Below are 16403 nucleotides of genomic sequence, written 5' to 3'. Positions count from 1 at the left end.
AATAGCGATGGAAGAAAATATGAACGATTATTCCCAGGTAGCCCCCACTCTGACCTTTGACCCATTTGAAGAAGAAAAAGTGATGACCACAAATGTGCATCAGGAACTCAAGGGGGAACGGCAAGTTTTTGACGAAAGCCGGCTGACTCCGGAAGAACGACGAATGGTGGATGATTTTGCCAGCAAAATTGATCTCACCAATTCCAGCCTGGTGATGCAGTTTGGAGTTGGGGCGCAAAAGAAAATTGCTGATTTCTCAGAAACGGCGCTGAATAATGTCCGCACCAAAGACATGGGGGAGGTGGGCAAAATGCTCGGCGACATGGTCATGGAACTGCGGAACTTTGACATTGAGGAAGAAGATAAAGGCTTTTTGGGTTTTTTCAAGAAAAGCAGCAATAAGCTCAGCTCCATGCAGACCCGCTATGCTTCCGCCGAAAGCAATGTCAACCGGATCTGCGAAGCTCTGGAAAAACATCAGATGCAGCTGTTAAAAGATGTCGCCATGTTGGATAAGCTTTACGATGTGAACAAAACCTATTTCAAAGAGTTGTCGATGTATATTATGGCCGGCAAAAAGAAACTTCAGGAAGTTGAAAGCAAAGAATTGCCGGAACTAATCAAGCGCTCGCAGATCAGCGGGCTGCCGGAAGACGCCCAGGCGGTCAACGATTTGTCAGCCATGTGTAATCGCTTTGAGAAGAAAATCCATGATCTGGAACTGACCCGGATGATCTCCATTCAGATGGCCCCGCAGATCCGGCTGGTTCAGCATAACGATACCTTAATGGCCGAAAAAATTCAGTCTTCGATCGTTAATACCATTCCTTTGTGGAAAAGTCAGATGGTTCTGGCTCTCGGCGTAGTTCATTCTGGACAGGCGGCCAAGGCCCAGCGGGAAGTCACCAATATGACTAACGAATTATTGCGAAAAAATGCCGAAACCCTGAAGATGGAATCCATTGCTACCGCCAAAGAGTCGGAACGGGGAATTGTTGATATTGAAACCCTGCGGATCTCCAACGAATCCCTGATTAGCACCTTTGACGAGGTGTTGCGAATCCAAACTGAAGGTCGTCAGAAACGAAAAGAAGTGGAAGCTGAGCTTGAAAAACTTGAAAATGATTTAAAAGTCAAGATGCTCGAAATCAGACGATAAAAATAAAAAACAATCAGTAAAGAATACTGGTTGTTTTTTTATTTCATTTTTGAAATGGAAGAAGCGCCTGCTAAATAAGGGTTTTCCGGAATCGGGCTTGCTAAAAAATGTGGTAAAAAGCTGATCAGCAATGAGGTTTTTGAAATGATTTTATAATCTCCGGGAAAATAGATAAAATATTGTACAATTGTCTAATGGTTGAGAAATTAATTGGGGAAAAAGCCATTGAAAACTATTACAGATTGTGTATAATAATAATTAATAGTATTTTGCGTCGATCTTACAAACAGAATCATCGTACTTTGGCGTCGGATGAAGCGGACGTTTTCTGAGTGAATGGAAAAATCGTCACGGTTAACAGGTGGCAAAGCGAGCAGCAGGCAAGGTATTAATCAATAATAGGAGGAAAGCTATGGCAACTTTTTATACCAATGATCATGTTGAATTGTACTATGAGGTAAAGGGCGAAGGAAAACCCTTACTGATGATTCCCGGATGGACCTGTTCAACCCAGTTTTTCAAAAAAAACAGCGATGTTCTGGCTGAGGATTTTAAGGTTATTTTGATGGATTTTCGTGGGCATGGCGAATCAGAAAAGGTCTTGCACGGTCACCGGATTTCTCGTTATGCCATGGATGTGAAAGAGCTCCTGGATCAGCTGGATGTTGAAGATGTCACGGTGCTGGGATGGTCCATGGGAGTTGCTGTACTCTGGAGTTATCTGGAATTATTTGGCAAACATCGGATCAGCAAACTTGTCTGTGTTGATCAGGCGCCACTTCAATATACTGGCCCGGATTGGGTCTGGGGACAGAATGGCTGTTATGATGTGGAAATGTTCATCCGGACTTGCTGTGCCATTGAATACGCTCCGAGAGACAGCGCCGAAGGCCTGGCCTTTGCTTGTCTGTACCATGAACCGACAGACGAAGAAGTAAAATTCATTGCTGATGAAATTTCAAAATGCCCGCCTAAGGTTCGCATTGAAATTATGCGGGATCATACCAATTTGGACTGGCGGGATTTGCTGCCGCTGATTAATCTACCGACCCTGGTATGTGTGGCCCGAAACAGCGTTGTTTTTGACTGGCAGGGAAGTGCCTATGTGGCTGAGCAGATTCCAGAAGCAAAACTTGAGTTCTTTGAAGATTCCGGTCATATGCTGTTCTGGGAAGAAGCTGATAAATTCAATCAGACCGTTGCTGATTTTATAAAAGCCTAAGAATTCCATCAATAATAGCATGGGTCGTCCTGTTACCCATGTTATTGTTTTTTGGAACCAATCGCTTATTACCAAACAGCTGTGAGATTCCCTTCCGGTTTGCGCTAAATAATTTTATTTGTAATTTAAAAGCCTGGCTATTGCCTGCTAATCTGATTTAAAGGAGAGCACAAAATGAGAATAGTGATTGCTCCGGACTCTTTTAAGGGGTCCTTATCTGCCACTGAAGTTTGTGACATCGTCGAAGGTGCGATTCTTAAAATTATGCCCACAGCCGAGATCGTCAAAATTCCCATTTCAGATGGCGGGGAAGGTCTAGTGGAGGTGCTGGTCAGGCACCAAACTGGTGAGATTATAAAAATAAAAACAAAAGATCCCTTATTCAGAGAAATAACCGCCGCCTACGGCATTTTAAATGGGGGGGTGGCGGTTATTGAAATGTCGTCCGCTTCCGGCTTACCACTGCTTGCCGCCGAGGAACGCAATCCGTTGAAAACAAGTACCTATGGTACCGGAGAAATGATTGCCGATGCAATTAACCGCGGTTGTCGCAAGATTATTTTGGGTTTGGGTGGCAGTGCCACCAATGATGGCGGACTCGGGGTTGCCAATGCGTTGGGGGTCCGGTTTTATGACCAAAACATGGAATTGCTGGCGCCCGTTGGCGAAAACTTAAGTCGGGTGATGACCATTGATACCAGCCAGGTGGAGCCCTTATTACAGGAGGTGGAGATAATCATTGCCTGTGATGTTGAAAATGTTCTCTGTGGGGATCAGGGGGCCGCGGCAATCTATGGTCCTCAAAAAGGCGCTGACAGTCAGATGGTGGCGTTTCTGGATCAGGGACTAAATACTTTTGGACAGCTTCTGGAGAAAAAAACAGCCATGAAACTGGTGATGCTAAAGGGTATCGGTGCCGCCGGTGGGATGGCGTTGCCATTAGTGGCCTTATTTAAGGGTCAGCTGAAATCGGGTCTGGATATTGTTCTGGACCAAATTGCTTTTGATGCGGCAATTGGCGGAGCCGATATGATTATTACCGGCGAAGGAAAAACCGATGCCCAGAGTGTGATGGGCAAGGTGATTTCTGGTGTTGGAAAACGGGGGAAAAAACAGAATATTCCGGTGGTGGTGATCTCAGGAGCACTGGACGACGGTTATGAAGCGATTTATAATTGTGGGGTGGTGGCCGCTTTTGCCATCTTCAGCAACGACCGGGGTCTGGCATGGCATATGGAAAATGCGCCCCATTTACTGGAGCAAACCATCTGCAATCTCTTTCGTTTTTTGGCAATTATATGTATGATCCCGCAAAATATGAGGTAGAACAAGGCAAGTATGAAAGTTAAAAGTTTTAAACAAGGGATTCGGTGCGTTAACAAACGCCGATGAGACAGAACAATAAGGAGTGGATAGATGCTGGATAAGAAAATTGCTCAAAAAATTGCCGACGAGGTCATGAATACGCTTGGTTATAATATCAATGTCATGAACAAAAATGCAATTATTATTGGGAGCGGTTCACCGGATCGACTTGGTACCTTCCATGAGACAGCCATGTTTGCAATCCAAAACGGTATCACCTGCGAGGTAACCGAGGCAGAATCAAAAAAACTTCGGGGCGTGAAACCGGGGATCAATTTGCCGATTGTGGATAAAGCCGGAGAAGTCATTGGCGTCGTAGGAATAACCGGCGATCCGGATGAGGTTCGAAACATTGGAAAACTGGTGAAGATGACAGCAGAACTGATCATTGAACAGCAGGAAACTATGAACCGCTTTTATTCCCACCGCAACGATAAGGAAATTTTTTTAAACACGTTGATTAGTGATCAGCGGAGCATCAGCGAAGAAGAAATTGCGGACTGGGGGGAGCGTATCGGCTATAACATGGAAAGTTATCGGGTCGCGGTAATTTTAAGCTTTGGTGGCGATCATCAAACACCTGAAAAGGGAAATCTAGAAAAAATCCTCAACCAGATTAAACTGTCAGACAGTCATTTAAAAGATGATATTTCATCGGTGATGTCCGGCGGTTTTATTTTAATTTTCAAAACTCTCAAGAAAACTGAACCCTGGGAGATCGAAAGTTCCATCACGGCCTATCTGGAAGCGGTGAACAGTGGGGAGGATGCTAAAAATATGCAATGCTTTGTGGGTAGCTATTATCTGGGCATCAAGGGCTATGTAAAATCCTATGGTGATGCCTATGGTATGTATCGCAGCGGCGTTTATAAAAAAGACCAATATATGTATTTTTCCCATCACCATTATTTCTGGCGTCTTTATAATCAGTTGGATAAGGAAACCTACACCCTGGCAGTGGAACCCTATATTCAAAAAATTCAGAAATATTTTGGCAAAGGTGCGGATGAAGCGATGATCACCATGCGCAAAATGTTCGATTATCATTTTCATTTTGAACAAGTGGCTGGGGATTTGTTTGTCCACAAAAATACAGTTATTTTCAGAAAAAAGAAAATGGAGGAATGTCTCGGTTTTCAGCTCAAGTGCAGCGGTAATGACAATCTGCTGTTTATGATTATCCTTAACCATTATGAAAAATTAAAAAAAATTAAAGATCAGACAATCAGGTAAAATTTATCAGATATTATGGAATTGTAACTAAAAATATGATATTATAGTGACAAATAATATTTGAAAGAGGAATAAAATTGGACGACGTACCATTATCTGAGACGAAAACAAAAAAAACAACTCAACTTATCAAGTCAGTCAAATGGATGATTGATGGATCTGTTTACTGGGAGGAATCTTAGTCAATGGACAGTAGTATTATAGGTTTTATAGCAGTTCTGGTGGTGATGTTGCTGATGTCAGCCTATTTTTCGGCGACAGAGACGGCATTCACCTCCCTTAATCGAATTCGTATTAAAAATCTGGCCAAAGACGGAAACAAACGGGCGGCTCAGGTATTGGCTCTTTCTGAGCGATATGATGTTTTATTATCGACGATTCTGATCGGCAATAATATTGTCAACATTGCATCCGCTTCCATTGCTACAGTGGTTTTTGTTCAGTACTACGGCAATGCCGGGGTGACGATTTCAACGGCGGTGATGACAGTGCTGGTGCTTATTTTTGGGGAAATATCGCCCAAGAGTCTGGCCAAGGATTCACCGGAGAGTTTTGCCATGTTTGCCGTTCCCTTTATTCGGTTTCTGATGTTTATTTTGACACCAGTGAATTATTTATTTATGTTATGGAAAAAAATGCTGGATAAATTGTTTAAGGTTAATGAAGAACGGAGTATGACTGAAGAAGAACTTTTGACCATTGTGGAAGAAGCCGAAAATGATGGCGGCATCGATCTTCAGGATGGGGAACTAATTCGGAGTGCCATCGAGTTCAATGACCTGGATGTGGATGATATCCTGACCCATCGGGTGGATGTAGTAGCCATCGATCTTGATAATCCCAAAGAGGACATTGCCAAAATATTTTTTGACACCGGCTTTTCCCGGCTCCCGGTTTATCAGGGCACCATTGATCAGATTATCGGTTTTATCAGCTATAAAGACTTTACCCACTATGTCAACAATGGCAACAGCAGTCTGGAAGAAATCATCAGTCCGGTAGTCTTTATTACCCCGAACATGAAGATTTCCAAGCTGTTAACTCTGCTTCAGCAGAAAAAATGCCATATAGCGGTGGTTTCTGACGAATACGGCGGTACCGCCGGTATTGTCACCCTGGAAGATGTCATCGAAGAACTGGTGGGCGAAATCTGGGATGAACACGATGAGGTTATTGACGAAATTGTAAAAATTTCAGAAAATAAATATCGCATCCTGGGAAAAGCTAACCTGGGAAAAATGTTTGATCTTTTCGAGATGGATGATGAGTTTGATGTGATTACCGTGGGTGGCTGGATTGTTGAATTTTTGGATCGGGTTCCCGATGTGGGCGAGTCTTTTGACTTTGAAAATCTGACCATTACGATTACCCAAGGCGATGAACGTCACGTTATCGAGATAAATGTCGTTAAAAATGAAATAATTAGTCCAGAAAATTAAGGATATACAAAGGTTGGAGGAGTAGGCTTTAATTGTAATAAACCTTAAGGAGGTAGAAATGAAATTAAGTGCAAGAAACCAGTTAAAAGGTAAGATCGTCAGTATTGAAGAAGGTGCAGTTAATGCAATCGTCAAGGTTGATATTGGTAATGGCAATATTATTACATCTTCTATATCAATGGGTTCCGTCAAAGACCTGGGTTTAGCAGTCGGTGGCGATGCTACCGCAGTAATTAAAGCTACTTCTGTAATGATTATGGTTGACTAAAAAAAAAACAATAAACAAAGCTCCTGAAGCATTGCCTTCAGGAGCTTTTGCTATTTAGGCCATTATTTCATCAACGGTACGATTAAAGACTGCCACATAATCGTCGCGCTGGTCAAGACTGAGTTCCCGGCTTTTCAGTAACGCTAGATAATCTTCAAAAGATTGAACCAGCAGCTGATTGATCAGGCGGTATTTTTCCAGAATCACCGGATCTTTTTTGAAGCTCAGCTCCCAGGTATCCTTCATATAGGAAAAGATATGATTGGTCATGTCCCGCATCATCCCGGCCAGCATCGCTACCCGGGGGTTGAGATAATCAGTATCCGCCTCATAGGTGGAGTGCGCCGAAATATTCAGCCGCCCCTGCTCCTGCAGGGCTTTGTAGGAGGAGCTGCCCTGGAGAATAATCATATGATGGTAGAGCACGTTGACACTGATCTCCAATTTATCCAGTAGCTTGTTGCGTATTAAAAAGTCGTAGTTGACTTTCAGATCTTCAAGGGTCGAATCGGGTTCAAACATGATAAAGCCGACGCTGGGTTCGATCCCGTATTGCCGCAGGATGCGCAAGGCGTTCTCATTATCGACCACCGTGGTCAGCTTATTCAGCCGTTTCAGGGCTTCATCCCGGCCGCTTTCCAGACCGATCAGGATGTGTTTAAGACCGGCGTCGGTCAGGGCTTTGATGGTTTCGGCTTCGATATCGTTGGCCCGGGCTTCTATGCCAAAGTGGATCTGGCGTTCCTTTAAAAGACGGGCCAGTTTCAGGACCCGCTCTTTGCCGGCGCGCCCGGGGCCGTAGAAGTTGGGGTCCATAAAATAGAAGTAGCGGATATCGGTTTCCTGCATCACCGCATCGATTTCGGCGATGATGTTTTCCGGACTGCGGCCCCGCCATTTCCGCTTGGTATCGCCGTAGTAGGGGTTGATATAACAGAAGGTACAGCCGCCGTAACAACCCCGGCTGCCGGAAATATTGACCTCACCAAAAGAATAGGAACCGGCACTGCGCAGGGGAAAGGGCAAGCTATCGACATCGATAACCACCTCGCCGCGGGTGGCGACGATGCCGGTAGCGCTGCGCGTAGCGATTCCCGCCTGGGGGACGGTAGGGAAATTTTCGGCCAGCTTTAAAAAAGTCAGTTCAGCCTCACCCAATAGGGCGCCATCAATGGCCGGACAGCGGGTGAGAATTTCTTCATAGGCAAAGGTGGGGTAAAAACCATAAACGCAGACATAAGCAATCCCGTAGGTTTGTTTGACGTGTTCGATAAACTGATAAAGGGTTTTATTGTCCTCCCAGTGATAAACCAGGTGAATCCCTAAAATCGTCGGCTCCAGCGCCGCAATCTGTTCTTCAATGGCCGGATAATCCAGCTGTTCCAGATAACCGTCGACAATCGTCACATCAATCTTGTTGGCCGCCAGCATGCCGCCGATATAGCCGGTGTTCAGGCAGGCGGAAAGGGGGGCGTTGGCAATATCGTTACAGCGGTCGTCGCCGTAGGAGCGGGGATGTTCTAATAGGATGACGTTCATGAGGTGACCTCCTGCCACATAAAGATATTTTTTTTGGTATGATAGATTTCCAGCTCATAACGGACCCGGTCAAAGGGCGCCGGGTTGTAATAGGTCGGGTAGAGCAGATCGGTTTCCGGGGTGATCACGCCATGCTCCAGCGCCTGCTGTTCGACCTTGGTGCCCGGTAAAATCCGGATATTATTGAGAACGATGGTGCCCAGGGTTTTGGAAGCGTGATGGATCGCGTAGATCGCGTCGATGAGGTCTTTGGCTGCTTGCTGGGTTGCGGCGGTATCCCCGGGGGTATTGACAAGGAAGTGATAAACGGTAACGACGCCGCTGTTGGCCAGAACCTGGGCAGTGTCGAGGATATCCTGGACCCGCATATGTTTATCCATGGCATCCAGAGCCGTCTGGCTGAGGCCGTCGGGGGACAGCGAAAAACATTCGCAGCCGGACTGGGTATAGAGGGCGACATTTTCCTCGGTTAACAGGTTTTCCCGGAAAAAGCCGCTCCAGTTTATTTTCAGACCGCGCCGGATAATTTCGGTACAGATCGCATCGAGATGATCGACGGGAATATTGACCACCGAATCGGTGAAATGGATCCGGGTGACGCCGTAGCTGTCGTAGAGAAACTGAATTTCGTCGACCACCGCTTCCGGGGTGCGGCAGCGCATTTTAGTTCCCTGCAGCAGCGGATAGGAACAGTAGCCGCAGCTAAAACAGCAGCCCCGTTTGGTTTCCACACCGATACTTTCCACATATTTATTGACAGTGAGGTAGGGTCGGGGATCGAGCAGATCGCGGTTGGGCATCACATAACCCCGCATATCATAATCGCCGACTGGTGGAACGATTGTGACTTTGCCCTGCTCCCGAAAACAGAGCCCTGGCAGATGGGGCGGGTTGTCCAGATTTTCCAGCAGCGGCACAATGATTTTTTCAGCTTCGCCGGTGACGCCGTAATCAATTTCCGGGTATTCGTTCATCAGCCGTTCGGGGAATAGCGAAAAACCGGTTCCCCCGGCTAAGATTCTGGTGTTTGGCGCGTAGCGTTTGATAAAAGCCAGGGTAACAGCAAAGCCGGGAATCAGCGATGAGGTTTTATTGCCCAGGGGATCGATGTTTCGTAACGACAGGCAGACCACGTCCGGTTGATGAACATCCAGCTGCTGCCGCAGATCCCCATAGGGATCGAGGGCCATATTCATGTCAAAAAGCTGCAGCTGATGATTGGTTTGGCGTTCGACCTGAGATGCCAGAACGACGATCCCAATGGGATAAACCCGCTCGATGTCGATGCCCTCCATTGAGAGGGCTTGAATGAAAAGTATTTTCATGGTTTCTCCTTGATTTGATTAGCAGTTAATCGGTATCTTATTTTAAACAGAGGCGCTCCAGGATCGACTGGGATCGGGCGGCAAAGATCAGGGCGGTGTCGGTGGCCAGGGGCATCAGCGGCGAGGTGATCAAATCATGTTTTTCCAGTTCGGCAATTACCCAGGCCCCGGAAAAAACCTTGCCGTTATAGGTGTTCAAAAACATGTTGATATCGCTCAGGTGAGCCTTGACCGGATCATGTTCATTAAAGAAATCATGGATCAGAATGATGCCGTCATCGCTTAAGTGGCTGGCCGCGATTTTTAAAACCTGTTCATTTTCCGCTTCGGCGTAAGCGTGAACAATATTTGATAGAATGATCAGCTGATACTTTTTAGTAAGTCCCCATTCCGGTTCCAGAATATTGGCAGGATGGTAGCAAACCCGATCGGCAAACGCAGTGGCAGCGACAAGCTTTTGGGTCTGAGGCAGCATCTGCTCAATATCTAAGAGGGTCGCGTCGGTGGTTGGAAAGGCTTCTAAAAAAGCCAGGGCCATGGCCCCGGAGCCGGTCCCCACATCGAGAATAGCGCCACTGAGTTCAGTAAAGAAGGTGGTGCAGTCCCGGGCTTTAAGCTTGGCGACATTGTCCATGGCCCGGATATATTTGGCCCGGCGCCTATTCAGCTCATCTTCACTGATAGTATCTGGCAGAAAGTTGACCCGCCCGCCGGCGGTCAGGGACGCTTTCAGGGTAGTCCAGTCGTCGCTAAGATTTTTTCGCCACAGCAGCGAGTCACCCTGGTAAAGGGGACTCGCTTTCAGTAAATATTCTTTGGTAATCAATTGGTTATAGTAAATATTTTGGTGTTGTCTCAGCAAGCCCAGGCTGCTTAGCAGCGCCAGGTAACGTTCCAGGGCGCTTTCATTGGCGTTCAGTTTGGGGGCGAGTTCAGCGAGACTGGCGCCCCGGATCCCGAAATCATCGATGGTCTGAAAAAGATCCATTTCCAGGGCCGTGAACAGAGCGTCGGAAACCCAGTAGGCAGTAGCCAGGTCTTCCAGATACTGGCCGCCGTTGGTACGGGGATCATACCCCTTCATGACCATTGGTTACTCCTGCATCGGCAAAGGTTAAAACGTCACAAATGACCCGGGCCGAGGATTCCACCAGGTGCATGGCTACCGCCGCGCCGGTGCCTTCTCCCAAGCGGAAATTGAGGTTAAGCAGCGGCCGTAATCCGAGGGCCTGCCACATCAGTTGATGACCGGGTTCTTCACTCTGATGGGAGGGAATCATGTAATCCAGGGATTGGGGACAGAGGGCCTTGGCAATCAGCGCGCCGGCGGTGGAAATAAAGCCGTCCACCAGCACCGGGACCTGATGATAGGCAGCCCCCAGGATCACGCCGGCAATCCCGGCAATCTCATAGCCGCCCACTTTTGATAACACATCAAGGGGATCACTTTTGTCCGGTTGATGGCGGTTGATCGATTCGCGGATCACTTTGATCTTGTTGATCAGAGCGGCGTTATCAATGCCGGTGCCCCGGCCGGTTACCGACGAAACCGGATATTCCGCCATGACGGCTAAAATTGCGGCGCTGGGGGTGGTGTTGCCGATCCCCATATCGCCGGTGGCCAGCAGGTTGATGCCCTGTTCTTCGATGACCTTGGAAGCCACATTGATACCGGCTTCCAGGGCGGCAATGGCCTGTTCCCGGGTCATTGCCGGTTCGCGATAAAAGTTTTTGGTGCCATGGGCGATCTTGCAGTCGATGATAGCGCCTTGTTCAACCAGTTCGGGCATGTCCACAGCGACGCCCATATCGACGACGATGACTTCGGCGCCGGCGGCTTTGGCCAGAATATTAATGCCAGCTCCGCCTTTGACAAAGTTTTCTACCATCTGTGGCGTCACTTCCTGGGGAAAGGCGGAAACGCCTTCGGCCACTACGCTGTGATCCCCGGCCATCGTGATGACCATTTTTTTATCGACATTGGGGCGGATGGTGCGCTGAATCCCGGCCAGTTGTTCAGCGACAACTAGCAGCTGACCAAGGCTCCAGGGCGGAATCGCCAATTTTTCAATATGATCCCGGGCCGCCTGACGCCACTGAGGATCAGCCGGTTCGGTATGATTGATGACGTGTTTTAAGGTATATTTGGTTTCGATCATGGTATTTATCCCTTCTATTGGTATTGATTGTAAAGTAGTATTGATTATAAAACGCAAGTTTTCGGGCGGTCACGGACCGCCCCTACGGTCTGATGATTTAGATCAGGCGCTATTTTTTTGGTTCACTATAAACAATAACGAAACAACTATTTTAGCAACGTAGCGATTTGTCAATTTGTAGGGGCGAACCGGGTTCGCCCGCATCACTTAACCTATCATTTAAGCCAGTCCAAAAAACTCCGCTGCCACATCGGCCGGACATTTGCTGTCGGTACAGACGGCACAGCCATGGGTGGGCTTTTGGGCCGCCAAAGCGGCGATCAGATTGGCCTGATTAATGGCGTTTTTGACCTGTTCCTCCTGGTTCCGGGAAACCCGGGCCCGGGACATCGCCAGATCGCGGTTCCAGGCGGCGCCGCCGCGTTTTAAGACATTGGCGGCATTGGCAGCGATCCGGGTGGTTTCGACACCGATGCGGACATCTTCTTCATTGGGCAGACCGAGATGTTCGGCGGGGGTCAGATAACACAGGAAGTCAGCCCCGTGCATGCCGGCAAAGGCGCCGCCGATGGCCCCGGAAATATTATCATAACCGGGAGCCACATCGGTGGCCAGGAAGCCCAGAATATAGTAGGGGACGTCAAAACAAAGCCGTTTTTGCAGCAGCATCGCTGACGGAATATGGTTCAGCGGCACATGGCCGGGACCTTCCACCATCACCTGAACGCCAGCGGCCAGGGCCCGTTTGGTCAGCTCACCAGCGACCATTAAGCCGCGCAGGTGGGCCTGATCGAGAGAATCGGCATTGGCGCCGGGGCGGATGGCGTCACCGATGCTTAGCACCGTATCGGTGGCTTTAAGAATCTCCAGCAGCCGGTCAAATTCGGCATAAAGTGGATTTTCTTTATCGTTATGGAACATCCAACCGGTCAGCAGTGAGCCGCCGCGACTGCAGATATCGGCAACACGACCGGTTTTTTTCAATATTTTGAGCAGATCCATATTCAGCGCCGAGTGTACGGCCATAAAATCCATACCGGCCTGGCACTGTTTCTCGACCACATCAAACAGGTCATCAGCGGTCATATTGACCATCAGGCCTCTTTTATCAGCGGCTTCTTTGGCCGCCTGATAAACCGGCACGCAGCCGGCCGCGATATTGGAGTTACGCAGACTCAGGGTCCGCATCGTATCAATATCTTCACCCATGCTTAAATCCATAAAGCCATGGGCGCCGGCGGTTTCGATAATTTTCAGTTTTTTGACTTCCATGTCCATATCATCCCGGTCACCGGAGGTGCCCATCAGGCCATTGACTTTGACATCCAGGCCACCGCCGATGCCGCAGATTTTAGTACGGCTGCGCAATTTATTTTTAGGAATGACGATCCGGCCGGCGGCTACTCCGGCGCGGATGAATTCGGGCGTGAAGCCTTCGTTTCTCGCCACCATTTCCATTTCTTCGGTAATTTTACCCTGACGGGCTTTTAACATTTGGGTCATGATTAGTTCCTCGCTTCCTGGTTTTCGTCTCGTAAATACTTGCCGACAATTTTCATGGCACAGAAGTCGCCGCACATGCTGCACTCGGATTCGAAGTTGGTACTGCGATCCTTCCAGACCTTGGTGGCAGTTTCGGTATCGATGGCCAGTTCCATCTGTCGGCCCCAGTTCAGTTCCCGCCGGGCATGGGACATTTCCAGATCCCAGGCAATGGCTGCCGGATGACCTTTGCCGACATCACCGGCATGGGCAGCAATACGGCTGGCCATCACCCCCAGATAGACATCATCGGCACTCGGCATGCCGATATGTTCCGCCGGGGTCACGTAGCAGAGGAAGTCAGCCCCGTAAAAGGAGGCAATCGCTCCGCCGATAGCACCGGTGACATGATCCATACCAGCCCCGGAATCGGTGGGCAGACAGCCGAAGACAAAGTAGGGGGCGCCGCCGCATAATTGTTTCTGTAATTGGACGGTGGTCTGGATCTGATCCAGGGGCACGTGGCCCGGTCCTTTGACCATCACCTGAACCCCGGCCGCCCGGGCCTTTTTAACCAGGCCGCCGAGGATCACCAATTCATGAACCTGAGCGCCGTCCAGCGAATCAGCGATGCAGCCAGGGCGCATGCCATCGGCAAAGCTCAGCACAACATCATATTTTTTACAGATTTCCAGGACCCGGTCATATTGGGTAAAGAAAGGATTTTCACAGTGGTTGTGAACCATCCAGCCGATCAAATGGGAACCCCCATAACTGACCAATGGATCGATCCGGCCTTCTTCTTTGGCGCGATTGATCACGTCCAAGGTGGTGCCGCAGTGCAGGGCTAAAAAGCTGACCCCATCAGCGGCATGCTTTTCCATCATTGCAAACATGTCGTCGGCGGTCATATCTAAAGCGCTGCCGTATTTTTCCTGAGCCATGGCCAGGGTCTGATAAAGAGGCAGGGTACCCACCGGCCGGTCCACTGTCGCTAAGACTTTTTCCCGCATTTCATCAATCGGGCCGCGGACACTTAAGTCCATCAGGGTATCGGCCTTGGCCTTAACGGCCTGATCGATTTTGGCCATTTCACCGGTGATGGTGTCGTCCACTTCATACATCCCGACGCTGGCTGATACCTTGGTAAACAGACCTTTGCCCACCGCCACCGGGTTGATATGGGGCCGGGAACTCATCAAGATGACGATTTCACCAGCGGCCACCCCCTGGCGAATCAGCTCGGGATCGATCCCTTCTTTTTGTGCCACATAAATCATTTCTGCGGTGATTTCACCAGCGCGTGCTTTTTCCAGAATTGTCATCGTTTCCTCCTGAATGATTGTAGTTATTTTGTTTTCCACAAATTTTGGCAAATAAAAAAGCCCACAGCAGTTATTTTTACAATAACAGCCATGAACTTTACCTTCGTTCATTCAGGATCGATTCATAGGCAGGTCTCCTGACTCGGGGTTTTAGCGCTGCGCCACACCTTCCCATAAAAAACAGTGGTTCTTGTGGTTTGCTCCGCCCTTACAGTGATGGGTTCGCTCAGGACTCTCACCTGATTCCCTATTCTCCTTATTGCTAAGGCACCTATGCTCGCTTTTTTATTCACTTATTCTTAATTATACACACTAAAAATGAATGTGCAAGAAAAAAATAAAAAAAACTGATTTGCGCAGTTGCCATAAAAAAACGAATAAAACTATGTTATAATGAATTCAAGTGAATGAGGGAGGTGAGAGGATGAATATTGTTTTTGTCTGGTTGGTCCTGTTTGTCGTTTTTCTGGTGGCTGAATTGGTTACCGCTGGCGCACTGGTGTCAATCTGGTTTTGTGTCGGAGCCCTGGTGGCCTTGGTAGCCGCGTATTTTGGCGCCGCCTTCTGGGTGCAGATGACGCTTTTCTTCGTGGTCTCGATTGGTTTATTATTGGGGACAAAACCGTTTTTAAAGAAACATCTGGATCCCCAAACAATGGCCACCAATGCCGATCGGATTCTGCAAAACCGGGGGATTGTCGAGGAAGAAATCAATAACCTCAAAGGACAGGGGGCAGTCAAAATTGACGGCAAATCCTGGACTGCCAGAAATATCGACGGTGAGGCCGTTATTCCTGTTAATGCTGAAGTGATTGTGGTGGGTATCGAAGGGGTCAAGGCCATGGTTAAAGTGGTTGAAAAAGAAATAGTTTCTGAATAAAAGGAGGAAAAAATTATGTATGGACTTATTGTTTTAGGCGTAATATTTATCATTTTTATTGTTGTGATTATTGTCAATGCCAAGATTGTGCCCCAGGCCAATGCCTATGTGGTGGAACGGCTGGGTGCTTATCATGCCACCTGGGAAACCGGTTTCCATATCGCGATTCCGATTTTTGACCGGATTTCAAAAAGGGTCAGCTTAAAAGAACGGGTCGCGGATTTTCCACCGCAACCAGTAATTACCAAAGACAATGTTACGATGCAGATTGATACCGTTATTTACTTACAGGTCACTGACCCTAAATTCTATATGTATGGGGTTGATAATCCCATGAAGGCGATTGAAAACCTCACTGCCACCACCCTCCGTAATATCATCGGCGATATGGAGCTGGATGCGACTCTGACCTCCCGGGACGTCATCAATACCAAAATGCGGGTGATTCTCGATGAAGCCACCGATCCCTGGGGGATTAAAATCAACCGGGTGGAGCTTAAAAATATCATGCCACCAGAAGCGATTCAAAATGCCATGGAACGACAGATGAAGGCTGAGCGGGAACGTCGGGAAAAAATCCTCCAGGCCGAAGGGGAAAAAGCCAGCGCCGTGCTGGTAGCTGAAGGGGAAAAATCAGCGGCTATTTTACAGGCCGAAGGTTTAAAAGCCGCCGCCATTCTCAGTGCCGAAGCCGATCGGGAAGCTCAGATCAGACGGGCCGAAGGGGAAGCAGAAGCCATTATCAAGGTTCAGGAAGCGGTCGCCCAGGGCGTTAAAATGCTCAATGAAGCCGATCCGATCAAGTCGGTCATTGCCCTGAAGAGCTTGTCCACCTTTGAAAAGGTCGCCGACGGCAAAGCCACCAAGATTATTATTCCCTCAGAAATTCAGGGGTTGGCCGGTCTGGCCACATCCCTCAGTGAAATCATGAAGGATCAGACGAAAGTCAGTCAATAGAGCTTTTATAAAAGTTAAATCAATGACCATGAATGGGCAATTGGAAAGCG

The 16403-nt window shown here is 48.2% G+C and carries 14 protein-coding genes and 1 riboswitch; of the genes, 8 read left to right on the top strand and 6 right to left on the bottom strand.

Features of this window, described 5'->3' with window-relative positions; all coding sequences use genetic code 11:
- Positions 1-7 precede the first annotated feature (7 nt).
- From ACEW8F_RS05755 to ACEW8F_RS05730, 6 genes are all read left to right on the top strand, one after another.
- A complete protein-coding gene (locus ACEW8F_RS05755; protein WP_373482519.1) occupies positions 8-1159 on the top strand; it encodes a toxic anion resistance protein in 1152 nt (383 codons plus the stop codon).
- A 412-nt stretch (positions 1160-1571) separates the two neighbouring features.
- Positions 1572-2381, top strand: coding sequence for an alpha/beta fold hydrolase (locus ACEW8F_RS05750; RefSeq protein ID WP_373482518.1), 810 nt, complete (start codon positions 1572-1574; stop codon positions 2379-2381).
- A 174-nt stretch (positions 2382-2555) separates the two neighbouring features.
- A complete protein-coding gene (locus ACEW8F_RS05745; RefSeq protein WP_373482517.1) occupies positions 2556-3707 on the top strand; it encodes a glycerate kinase in 1152 nt (383 codons plus the stop codon).
- Positions 3708-3797: 90 nt separating this feature from the next.
- A complete protein-coding gene (locus tag ACEW8F_RS05740; protein ID WP_373482516.1) occupies positions 3798-4979 on the top strand; it encodes a CdaR family transcriptional regulator in 1182 nt (393 codons plus the stop codon).
- A gap of 185 nt (positions 4980-5164) precedes the next feature.
- The gene (locus ACEW8F_RS05735; RefSeq protein ID WP_373482515.1) at positions 5165-6418 is read left to right on the top strand and encodes an HlyC/CorC family transporter; all 1254 of its coding nucleotides are present in this window, start codon (positions 5165-5167) and stop codon (positions 6416-6418) included.
- 58 nt (positions 6419-6476) lie between these two features.
- Positions 6477-6686, top strand: a complete 210-nt coding sequence (locus ACEW8F_RS05730; protein WP_026394010.1) for a molybdopterin-binding protein — start codon at positions 6477-6479, stop codon at positions 6684-6686.
- A 54-nt stretch (positions 6687-6740) separates the two neighbouring features.
- On the opposite strand, the gene ACEW8F_RS05725 is transcribed toward ACEW8F_RS05730, so the two are convergent.
- The 6 genes from ACEW8F_RS05725 to thiC all read right to left on the bottom strand — a co-directional run bounded on the left by ACEW8F_RS05725 (position 6741) and on the right by thiC (position 14516).
- A complete protein-coding gene (locus ACEW8F_RS05725) occupies positions 6741-8225 on the bottom strand; it encodes a radical SAM protein (protein WP_373482514.1) in 1485 nt (494 codons plus the stop codon).
- Positions 8222-9550 carry a B12 lower ligand biosynthesis radical SAM protein BzaD gene (gene bzaD / locus ACEW8F_RS05720; RefSeq protein ID WP_373482513.1) on the bottom strand — a complete coding sequence of 443 codons (1329 nt, stop codon included), beginning with the start codon at positions 9548-9550 and terminating at the stop codon, positions 8222-8224. The genes ACEW8F_RS05725 and bzaD overlap by 4 nt, the downstream gene beginning before the upstream one ends.
- Before the next feature lie 37 nt (positions 9551-9587).
- Positions 9588-10640 carry a class I SAM-dependent methyltransferase gene (locus tag ACEW8F_RS05715; protein WP_373482512.1) on the bottom strand — a complete coding sequence of 351 codons (1053 nt, stop codon included), beginning with the start codon at positions 10638-10640 and terminating at the stop codon, positions 9588-9590.
- Positions 10621-11709, bottom strand: coding sequence for a nicotinate-nucleotide--dimethylbenzimidazole phosphoribosyltransferase (gene cobT, locus ACEW8F_RS05710; protein ID WP_373482511.1), 1089 nt, complete (start codon positions 11707-11709; stop codon positions 10621-10623). Before cobT ends, ACEW8F_RS05715 begins: the two co-directional genes overlap by 20 nt.
- A gap of 219 nt (positions 11710-11928) precedes the next feature.
- A complete protein-coding gene (gene bzaB, locus ACEW8F_RS05705; protein WP_373482510.1) occupies positions 11929-13212 on the bottom strand; it encodes a B12 lower ligand biosynthesis ThiC-like protein BzaB in 1284 nt (427 codons plus the stop codon).
- Between the two features lie 2 nt (positions 13213-13214).
- Positions 13215-14516, bottom strand: a complete 1302-nt coding sequence (thiC, locus tag ACEW8F_RS05700) for a phosphomethylpyrimidine synthase ThiC (protein WP_373482509.1) — start codon at positions 14514-14516, stop codon at positions 13215-13217.
- Positions 14517-14625: 109 nt separating this feature from the next.
- Positions 14626-14806, bottom strand: a riboswitch (cobalamin riboswitch).
- Positions 14807-14940: 134 nt separating this feature from the next.
- Here thiC and ACEW8F_RS05695 point away from each other — a divergent pair.
- A complete protein-coding gene (locus tag ACEW8F_RS05695) occupies positions 14941-15396 on the top strand; it encodes an NfeD family protein (RefSeq protein ID WP_373482508.1) in 456 nt (151 codons plus the stop codon).
- Between the two features lie 15 nt (positions 15397-15411).
- Positions 15412-16353, top strand: coding sequence for an SPFH domain-containing protein (locus tag ACEW8F_RS05690; RefSeq protein ID WP_373482507.1), 942 nt, complete (start codon positions 15412-15414; stop codon positions 16351-16353).
- Positions 16354-16403 lie beyond the last annotated feature (50 nt).

This window comes from Acetobacterium sp. (assembly GCF_041752335.1).
Lineage (GTDB): Bacteria > Bacillota > Clostridia > Eubacteriales > Eubacteriaceae > Acetobacterium.
Note: the sequence above shows the minus strand (reverse complement) of the source record. Positions and strands in the feature narration are given on the sequence as shown.